The sequence below is a fragment of the Candidatus Magnetaquicoccus inordinatus genome (genome assembly GCF_004217665.1).
Taxonomy (GTDB): domain Bacteria; phylum Pseudomonadota; class Magnetococcia; order Magnetococcales; family Magnetaquicoccaceae; genus Magnetaquicoccus; species Magnetaquicoccus inordinatus.
This window is the reverse complement of sequence record NZ_RXIU01000149.1, coordinates 1-8,921: the sequence shown is the minus strand read 5'-3', so window position 1 is coordinate 8,921 and position 8,921 is coordinate 1. Positions and strand designations below refer to the sequence as shown.

The 8,921-nt window shown below is 55.8% G+C and carries 6 protein-coding genes; all 6 read right to left on the bottom strand.

From position 1 onward, the window contains the following. Positions 1-188 precede the first annotated feature (188 nt). A complete protein-coding gene (locus tag EJP87_RS11010; RefSeq protein ID WP_193771305.1) occupies positions 189-824 on the bottom strand; it encodes an OmpA family protein in 636 nt (211 codons plus the stop codon). Positions 825-900: 76 nt separating this feature from the next. After that, on the bottom strand, positions 901-3,108 hold the full coding sequence (locus tag EJP87_RS11005) for an AsmA family protein (protein WP_130471924.1): 2,208 nt from the start codon (positions 3,106-3,108) through the stop codon (positions 901-903). A gap of 17 nt (positions 3,109-3,125) precedes the next feature. Then, positions 3,126-3,947 (bottom strand): tryptophan synthase subunit alpha, encoded by an 822-nt coding sequence (gene trpA, locus EJP87_RS11000; protein WP_130471923.1) that lies wholly within the window; start codon positions 3,945-3,947, stop codon positions 3,126-3,128. Continuing rightward, complete coding sequence (trpB, locus tag EJP87_RS10995; RefSeq protein WP_130471922.1) at positions 3,944-5,200, bottom strand: tryptophan synthase subunit beta; 1,257 nt, start codon at positions 5,198-5,200, stop codon at positions 3,944-3,946. Before trpB ends, trpA begins: the two co-directional genes overlap by 4 nt. A 135-nt stretch (positions 5,201-5,335) precedes the next feature. Then, positions 5,336-6,655 carry an HlyD family type I secretion periplasmic adaptor subunit gene (locus EJP87_RS10990; RefSeq protein WP_227657587.1) on the bottom strand — a complete coding sequence of 440 codons (1,320 nt, stop codon included), beginning with the start codon at positions 6,653-6,655 and terminating at the stop codon, positions 5,336-5,338. Beyond that, positions 6,652-8,921: type I secretion system permease/ATPase (locus EJP87_RS10985; protein ID WP_227657586.1), on the bottom strand; the 2,270-nt coding region annotated here is incomplete at its 5' end. The genes EJP87_RS10985 and EJP87_RS10990, both read right to left, overlap by 4 nt.

Below are 8,921 nucleotides of genomic sequence, written 5' to 3'. Positions count from 1 at the left end.
CATCCCCATGGGGGTAGAATTGGCGAGCCAGCACGAACCTGAATAGTTACCTGCAGGGCAGGGCGCGCAACACAAAAAAAAGTCCGGGTAGCCTCTGCTACCCGGACCATTTGGCAATCCCTGCGGAAGTCCCGGACCATTATCCCTGCTGCGGGCATTCCGGAGCCGTTGGCAATGGCGCTGCGGGATTATTTGATGATGCGCAGCTCGACGCGACGATTTTCCGCACGTCCTTCTTTGGTGGCATTGCTGGCGACTGGTTTTTCCATGCCATATCCTTTGGCCGTCAAACGCTTTTTGTTGACACCCTGTTTGACCAACCCCTTCATCACCGCATTGGCGCGACGCTGCGATAATTTTTTATTATAGGCGGGTTTGCCAATGTTATCGGTATGGCCCTGGATCTCCACTTTCAGATCAGGATTTTGTTTCAAGACCGAGGCGGTATCCTTGATGGTGCCGCTATCTTTGGCTTGAATCTTGGCGCTGTTAAAGCGAAAAGTCAGATTTTTCAATACCCAGCAGCCGCGTTTATCCACAGGAGCGCCTTTGGGTGTATCGGTGCAACGATCCTCCTGTACCACAGGTGCGGGTGCGGGTGGAGCGGGCACAGGAGCAGGTGCTGCCACCTCTGCTGTGGGATCGGGTTTGCAAAAATAGCACTGCGTTCCACCGACAGCCAACGGAGTTTTGCCATCTTGTGGATGCCATTGGGTAAAACCGGCATGACTCCATTGTCCGGTCTGGGCGGCTTGCAGAGGCAGCGGCAAGGCCACACAACAGAGAGCTGTAGCAGCCACAAGTAGGGTGTGCAATCTTTTCATTGAGCGAAACCTTCCTTTCTGAACAAGAGTCTGATGGGCTGTGCAATGACGGAAAATTGCGCATTCTTGCATAGAATCAGCGAATTGGCAAGATTTTCAGCAAGCGTTTTCCGGCATCGTCGGGCAACAGATGTTGCAAACCTCTTTTTTCCAAGGCTTCAGCAGCTTTGTTTTGCAGTTTGTCAGCCAATTTTTCTCTGGCCTGTTGGGCGGCCTCCTGTTCGAGCAGCTTGTGCAGATCCACCTTCCAGGTAGGATGACGCAGCGCGCCACTGGCCTGTACCGGAATTTTCCAGGCGGCCAACTCGCGCAGGGTGCGGCCTTCACGAGCGGCTGCCTCCTGGTCAAAGGCCAGTTGCAAATGATAATCCAGACTCTCTTCCGGAAGATTGATTTTACCCTCGCCACGCAGACGCCACAGCGGGGAGAGCATGGTCAAATCCCGATTTTCGACAATGCCATGTTTTATCGTGGCAGAGCCGGTCAAGGCAGTAAAACGGGTGGAGCGCTTGCCCTCCTCTGCGACCGGGATCTCGCCACGCAGGCGTGCCTGTACCTCGCGCACGGTTTGTTCCAGATCGATACCCTGGATCTGCCCATCCTTGATCGTAAACTGCACTTTGCCCTGCAACTGTTTTTTGTTTTCGGCCGCCGTGTCACCTTGGGTCTGCAGTTGGCTGACCGCACTCAAGGTGCCGCTGAGCGGAGCTTCTCCTTGCAGATCCAACAGCAGAGGGGCCAAATGGATCCCCTCCAGGCGTGTATTGAGCTGCCATTGTGGCCGTTTTTCGCGCAGATCAGCGCTTGCCGCCAACTGCATTTTTCCCTGGTAGAGCTTGGCCTGCAGCGGTGACAACTGGATCTGTCCCTCGTTGGTTTGCCAGTGCAGCTCTGCCTCCTGCATGTGCATGCTGGCCAGACGCAGTTGGGCAATGCGCAGCCGACCTTGGCTGTTTGGCAGGAGTCGTTCTGGCTGGGGCGTGGTCGCCGTGCTGGCTGATGTTGTCTCTTGCGGCGGGTGGGGCGCAGGGACAGAGTCGGTGCCAGATGGGCCGGAGGGACGATAGCGATCAATATCCAAACGATCCACCTCTCCCTCAAAACGCAGTTGCGGTGCGGCAAAGTTTCGGAGAGTGCCGGTGCCCTGCAGGGTGCTCTCATCCAGGTGCAGTTGCAATCGGTTTAAGGTCAGACTCTCGCGATCAAAGGTAAAGGGTAGTTCGGCCTGCAGGCGCTGCCATGTTTGTGGGTCGCGGCTGTTTGGCAAGGTCACGCCCCACTGCGGCAATACTTGACGTGGCGAAAAGGGTTGGATTTTTAACAGGCCACTAAAGAGCGGTTCTGTAAAAAGCTGTCGGCCCTCCATATCGCCCTGCATCTGCAGACCGTTGCCGCTGAGTTGGCCATTTTCCAGCAACAAGCGGTTGTTTTGCCAATCCACGAGCAAGGAGAGTTGTGCCTGCAGGTGCAGGGCAGCCCAGCCGGGTCTGCTGTTTTGCTGCTGGAAAGTGAGTTGCAAAGGGTTGATATGGGCACTCTGCTCATTCCAGAGCAGCGCTCCTTGCAGGTGCAACTCGCTCTGATCATACCATTGACCGGCGGCGTGCACCCGCAGTTGCGCTTGCAGTGGCAGAGGTTGTTGTTCTGCCAGTGGTCCCATGGTCAACAGCGCTATCTGCAAGTTGCGCGGGTTGGCCTGTTCGGCATCCTGCCAGAGAAGATGTGCATCTTCCATGCGCAGAGAGGCGATGGCAATGCGACTTGTCCAGGTCGGTGCAGAGGGGGAAGCGGATTGAGTCAGCGCTGTCGTCGTGGCTGTTGTGTTGTTTGCTTTGCCGGAAGTGTTGGCGGCAGAGGAGGTATGGTTCTGTTTGTGGCTGCCATTGGCGGTAGAGCGCTGCAGATCCTGCCAATTGTTGCTGCCATCCTGCTTTTTTTGCAGGTGCAGGCGCAACCCGGCAATATATATCTGTTCGACTTGCAACTGCCGCTTCAGCAGCGGTTGCAGCGCCAACTGCAGGTGCAGCTCTTGCCATTCGGCAAAGGGTTCGGCAGAAAAGCCTTCGGCATTGGCCAGGCTGGCGCTGCCGACACGCAAGGCCAGGCTGGGAAAAAGCTGCCAGGAGATCTGCCCATGGATCGACAGGCGACGGCCAATTTTTTCGCCAACAAGCTGGATAATCTGTTCTTTATAGGAGTTGGGATCCAGGAGCCAGAGCAGGGCGGATGCTGCCATGCAGAGCAACAGTATCAGCAGGAGCAGAGCCTTGAACAGTTTTGCCATGGTTATGCAAGCCTGAATCAGCTTGTTGGGATGCGCAGTTGGGCAAAAAACTCTCCTACTGCGCTGCTGCCTTGCCGATCATACAGCTCAATTGCGGCACTGCCGACCACGGCAATCTCCGCAAGACCGGTGAGCATCTGCACATCAGAGGCGCTTTTGACCCCAAAGCCGACCGCCAAGGGCAGGGATGTGGCTTGCCGACAGCGGGTTAAAAAATGCTGCAGAGAGTGATCGAAGCGGGTTTGCGTGCCGGTGACCCCCTTGCGGGCTACACAATAGCAAAAGCCACTGGCAGCACTGCCGATACTCTGCAGTCGGGCATCGCTGCTGGTTGGCGTCAACAGTTGGATCCAGTCCAAACCTTGGGCATCCCCATACTGTTTGCACCAGGCCATGGCCTGGGTGGCCTCCTGCAGGGGCAGATCGGGGATGATCAAGCCGCGTATCCCCAGGCGGGCCGCTTCGCGAATAAACTTTTCCACCCCATAAGCGACCAGAATATTATAATAGGTCATAATCAGGAAGGGTCGTGCATAGTGTTGTACCGTTTCGGCAATCAATGCCAACCCATCGGCAACCCGAAAACCGTTATCCAAAGCCATTTGGTTGGCGCGGGCGATGACCGGGCCATCGGCGACTGGTTCGGAAAAGGGGATCTGCAGCTCCAGCATATCCACCCCATTATCGATCATTTGCGCAATCACCTCCCGGTTGACGTTCAGGGAGGGGTAGCCCAATACCAGGTGGGACATCAATAAAATGGATTTGCCCTTGCCTGTTGCCAGGCGGTTTTGGATATAGGGTTGCAGGGCCGGGAGAGTGTTGGCAGAGGCGGTCATGATGCTGCTCCGTGGCTGGTATTTGCGGAAGAGAGTCGATACTGTTCTGCTTTATGCTGGATAAAGGTGCGCCAACCGTTATCCTGCAGTGCTTCAGCCACGGTAAAAATATCTTTATCTCCACGCCCGGAGAGGTTGATGATGATGAGAGCATCGGCAGCGCTGTGCGGCAGCTCACGCAGGGCACAGGCCACGGCATGGCTGGATTCCAAAGCGCCGATAATTCCCTCCTGACGCATCAACATTTGCAGAGCGGCCACCACCTCTGTATCCAGTGCAGCGGCAAAGCGGACCCGTCCGCTTTGGCTGTAATGGGCCAGGATGGGTGAGACACCGACATAGTCGAGCCCGGCAGCCACCGAATGGGTATCGCGCATTTGGCCATCGCTGTCTTGCAGGAAGAAGGTTTTATAGCCATGGGCGACCCCGATGGTGCCATGGGCGGAGGCGATACGTGCCGCATGGCGTTGTCCCTCCAGGCCGCTGCCTCCGGCCTCCACGCCGACCAGGGAGACCTCTGGATCGTTGAGGAAGGCTTGGAAAATGCCTAAAGCGTTGGAGCCTCCACCCACACAGGCATAGATATGTGTGGGGAGTCTGCCCTCTTGTTGGAGGATTTGTGCGCGAGCCTCTTCGCCGATGATCGATTGAAACCAGGCGACCATTGTGGGAAAGGGATGGGCACCACAGGCGGTTCCCAGCACATAATGGGTATCATCCATGCTGCCGACCCAGTCACGCAGTGCTTCGTTGATGGCATCCTTCAGGGTGCGGGTGCCTGAGGTGACCGGAATGACGGTGGCTCCGAGCTGTTCCATCCAGAAGACATTGGGGCGTTGTCGCTCCACATCTTCTGCGCCCATATAGATGGTGCACTGTAGTCCCAGACGGGCGGCCATGGTAGCAGTGGCCACTCCATGCTGACCGGCTCCGGTTTCGGCGATGACCCGTTTTTTGCCCATACGGCGCACCAACAGCCCTTGGCCCATGACATTGTTGGCTTTGTGGGCTCCGGTTTGATTGAGATCCTCCCGCTTGATATAGATCCGCCGGCCAAAGTGTCGCGACAGATTTTCGGCAAAGGTCAAGGGGGTAGGGCGACCAGAAAAATTGGCCATCAAAGCGAGATAGCTCTGCCAGAACTGGGCATCGGCACGGGCCTCTTCATAGGCGCGTGTCAATTGCTGGAAGGTTTCATGGAGTATTTCTGGTATGAATGCCCCGCCAAAGGGGCCGTAATATCCGGTGGTCATGGTGATCTGTCCTGCAAGAATCAGGTGCCGGTGAAAAAGGGAAAAAGAGAGCGCCAGCAGAGGATCTCTTCTGTTGTCCCGCGTGCCAAGGGTGCCGTTTGCGCTTTCACGCAGCGCTTTGGAGGGGGCTGTGATTTAGCGTTCACGCAGCGCATTGGATTTGGCCTTGAGTATTGGTTTGAGCAGATAGTCGAGAACGCTTTTTTTGCCGGTCAAAATATCGGTGGTTGCCACCATGCCGGGGATGATCGGTAGAGGACGTTCTGGAGTACCCAGATGGTTGACTTGGGTGCGCACCAGAATTTTGAAAAAGCTCTCCCCTTTTTCATTGGCGATGGCATCGGCGCTGATCTGTTCCAGTTCACCCATGAGGCCGCCATAGATGGAAAAATCATAGGCGGTAAATTTGACCATGGTTTTTTGCCCTGGGCGCAAGAAGGCGATGTCGGCGGGGCGAATTTGTGCTTCGACCAAGAGGGAGTCATCCAGCGGCATGATTTCGACCAGATCCATTCCTGAGCGCACTACCTGCCCGATACTGTGCACCCGCACTCGAATCACCGTGCCACGAACGGGCGAACGGATGGCTGTGCGACGCACCCGATCCTGCAGACCGGTCAGCGACTCGGTCAATTGGTTTAATTCGGAACGGACTTCATTGAGTTCCAGTTGTGCTTTGGAGCGGAAGGTGATGACCGGATCCTTGACCTTGATTTTTGCCTCTTCCAGCATGGAGCGGGTGCGTGGAATGCTCAGTACCGTTGTCTCCAGGTTGCCTTCCAGTTCCGCCACTTCGCGGCGCATGCGCAACAGCTCCACCTCCGACATGATCCCCTGTTTGACCATGGGTTCGGTCAAGTGCAGCTCTTTGCGCAGCAGTTCCAGACGATGGCGCAACTGTTTTTCGCTGGCAATCAGGCTATGCAGCTCATGCTGACGCTGTTCCACCTGGTTTTCCAACATGCTGACCGTGGATTTCAACTCTTTTTTATGGGACTCAAAAAATTTTTCCTCATTGCTTGCCAAATCGCCTTTTTCTTCCAGGACCACCTTTGGGATGAGCAAGGGTGCATCGTTGGCTTCGGCCTCCAGACGAGCAGCTCGGGCGCTCAAGCCCAAAAATTTGGAACGGCTTTCCCGGAACGAGGCTTGGAACTGGGTATCATCGATATTGAGCAATACCTGGTCTTTATTAACAATTTCTCCTTCTGATACCGACACTTCGGCCAGGATGCCACCTTCCAGGCTTTGTACCACTTTGACCTGACCGGAGGGGACCACCTTGCCGAGACCGACGGTAACCTCATCCAGATTGGCGACCGAGGCCCAATAGATGGCGGTGCCAAGAAAGAGGGAGATCAAGAAGAGCAGCATATGGGCAAAGGGGTGGGCCTGATTTTGCCGTGCCGCGTCGGCTTCGGACATAAACTGACTGTTTTCCCATTGATCGTTCATGCGCCACCCCCTGGTTGACGAGTGGCGGTTTGCATGGCTCCTGTCGGTTTGAGCTGTCCGCTGGTCATCTGCTGAATCACCTCTTGGCGAGGACCATCCAGCAAGACTTTACCCTCCTCCATGACAATCACCCTCTCCACCAGGGGCAGCAGAGAGGCGCGATGGGTGACCAGGACCACGGTTCGTCCGGGCAGGATGGCATTCATCCGCTCTTTGAAGCGCTCTTCAGAGCCGCCATCCATGGCGCTGGTGGGTTCATCCATCAGCAGGATGGGGGGATCGGTCAGCAGGGCACGGGCGATGGCGATGGTTTGTCGTTGGCCACCGGAGAGCCCTTTGCCCTGTTCGCCGACCAGGCGATTAAAGCCGTGTGGATGGCGGCTGACCATCTCATCGATGCCAGCCTGGCGGGCGGCACGCAGCAGGGCGGTATCATCGGCGAAGGGGTCGGCCATCATGATGTTGGAGCGGATGGTGCCGAAGAAGAGCATGCTTTCCTGGGTGACACAGCCGATATTGCGCCGCAGATCGACAGGATCCACCTGTTGCAGATCGACGCCATCGACCAAAATATTTCCCGAATCGGGTTGATAGAGATTGAGGATCAATTTAATCAGGGTGCTTTTGCCGGAGCCGATGCGTCCGAGGATGGCGATGCGTTCGCCGGGGCGGATATGCAGGGAAAAATTGTTGAGCACCGGCACGGGTTGTTTGGGATAGCTGAAGGTGACCTGATCGAAGATGATTTCGCCTTTAAGCTTTGGGCAATGGATAAAGCGGGTAGTGGCTGGTCTTTCGACCGGCAATTTCATGATATCGTTGAGGGTGCGCAGGGAGATCAAGGATTGTTGCAAGCGTACCAGCAGGCCAGCCACTTGCGACAGGGGGGCCAGGGCGCGACTGGTGAGCATGGAGCTGGCGATCAGGGCACCCATGGTCAATTGACCTTCTTGAATTTGATAGACCCCGAAGACAATGATGGCGACATAGGCCATTTGTTGGACAAAGTTGGAAAAATTGAGCATCAGGTTGGAGATCAACCGGGAGTGGAGGCTGGATTGAGCAGCGATACCGACCACCTGTTCCCATTTGCTTTGTACATTGCCTTCGGCGCCGAGGGTTTTGACAGTTTCCATGGCGCCGAGAGTTTCGATCAGGATGGCATGTTTTTGTGAAGACTCTTTGGCCGTTTTGCGCATGATGTCGGCCAGAGGTTTTTGTGCCAGGATACTGGCCAACAAAACCAGGGGCACGGCCACCAGGGGTGCCAGAACCACCGGGCCAGCCAAAAAATAGATGACCCACAAAAAGAGGAAGACGAAGGGCAGATCGATAAAGGTGGAGAGGGTTGCGGAGGTAAAAAAGTCACGCAACGATTCAAACTCCAGCAGATTGCGCGCCAGGGCACCGCTGGAGACCGGTTGCGCGACCATGCGCACATTATTGATCTGGTGAAAGAGGGTGGAAGCCATGATAATGTCGGCTTTTTTCCCTGCAATATCGAGAAAATAACTTCTCAGCGTGCGGATGATAAAATCAAAGGCATAGACAATGGAGGTGCCGATTGCCAACACCCACAAGGTTTCGATAGCATTGTTGGGTACCACCCGGTCATAGACATTCATGGCAAAGAGGGAGCTGACCAGGGTAAAGATATTGAGGACCAGAGAGGCCAGCACCGATTCGGCATAGAGGCTTTTGAAGCGGCCCAAGGTGCCCCAAAACCAATGGCTGTCAGGGACATCTGCGATCTCTTTGGAGCGATCATCGAAACGAAATTGCGGACGGGCAAAGATGGCTTGACCGGTATAGTGCTCTTTTAATTTTTCCAGTTCGATGCTTGCTTCGCCGCTGCCGGTTTCAGGAAAGATGACCCGTGCATCGCGGCCATTTTTATCCAGGGCCATGAGCAGGCAGGCTTGACGATCCTGCAGGAGCAGTACTGCGGGCAGGGTCAGCGGTGAGATGCGCTGCAACTCTTTGCGCACGACGCGGGCTGCGATGTCGGCTCTGGCGGCGGCGCGTATCAAAAGCTCGGGAGTAAATTTGTTATCAAGCAGCGGTAATCCGGCACGCAAGGCGGTCAAGGATTGTGGCCGTTGCCAATATTGAGTCAGTGCTGCCAGACAGAAGAGCAGAGGATCATCGACGCTGCGCGAGGAGTCCAATTCCGGCCAATGGCGACGGTGTTCCTGGTCACTGGTTGGCATGGTTTGGCTTGCGCTTGCCACTTCAGAGGCCGGGGAGGGATGGTCTGCGTTCATGA

Coding starts and splice junctions, on each gene's coding strand:
- trpA (WP_130471923.1), bottom strand. CDS start 3,947: ATGACCGCCTCTGCCAACACTCTCCCGGCCCTGCAACCCTATATCCAA.
- EJP87_RS11005 (WP_130471924.1), bottom strand. CDS start 3,108: ATGGCAAAACTGTTCAAGGCTCTGCTCCTGCTGATACTGTTGCTCTGC.
- EJP87_RS11010 (WP_193771305.1), bottom strand. CDS start 824: ATGAAAAGATTGCACACCCTACTTGTGGCTGCTACAGCTCTCTGTTGT.
- EJP87_RS10990 (WP_227657587.1), bottom strand. CDS start 6,655: ATGAACGATCAATGGGAAAACAGTCAGTTTATGTCCGAAGCCGACGCG.
- trpB (WP_130471922.1), bottom strand. CDS start 5,200: ATGACCACCGGATATTACGGCCCCTTTGGCGGGGCATTCATACCAGAA.